Here is a 537-nt window from a genome sequence, read left to right as displayed (position 1 = left end):
TTTTTGACAGAAACTCATCATATTCCTAAAGAACGAAATATTGCCTGTGACATGATCGCTGCTTATTTTGAATTAACGGTTATACACATAAAAATTTAGGTGGTGTCATGCAATTATTTAAAACGATAGCGGTATTAACGATGGGGCTGTTATCAGGGTGCGATGCGCAACAGGCGGAACACGTCGACAAGAGCAACAATAGTGTGCAGGCTGATCGATCAGTGCCGCTAATTATCGCTTTGCAAGACAGAGGGGAGGGGTTTCAGGAAATTCCCTCTATGTTACTGATCAAGCAGACGGTATCCGGTGACTCCGTTGAGTCTCCCGAGCGTGCAACAGTGACTATCGAGGAAGATATTCCCACTGATGATTCAGTGGCGGCAATGCGTTATATCTATCAGTTATCAAAGGTGGATGATACCTGGAAAATAGACAGTAAAGATATCAGCCAGCGGTGTGTCAGTGGGAGAGGGAGTGCTGATTTTTCCAAGGAACTTTGCCGCTAGCATCATTTGGACGATGGAACCCGGTGGGCAC

The 537-nt window shown here is 45.4% G+C and carries 1 protein-coding gene; it reads left to right on the top strand.

From position 1 onward, the window contains the following. The first annotated feature begins 107 nt into the window (after positions 1 to 107). Positions 108 to 506: a hypothetical protein gene (locus J5224_RS34815; protein WP_264629366.1), complete on the top strand. Its 399-nt coding sequence runs from the start codon at positions 108 to 110 to the stop codon at positions 504 to 506. The last annotated feature ends 31 nt before the right edge of the window (positions 507 to 537 follow it).

The sequence above is a fragment of the Candidatus Symbiopectobacterium sp. NZEC135 genome (assembly GCF_025962695.1).
This window is presented reverse-complemented; position numbering and strand designations above follow the sequence as displayed.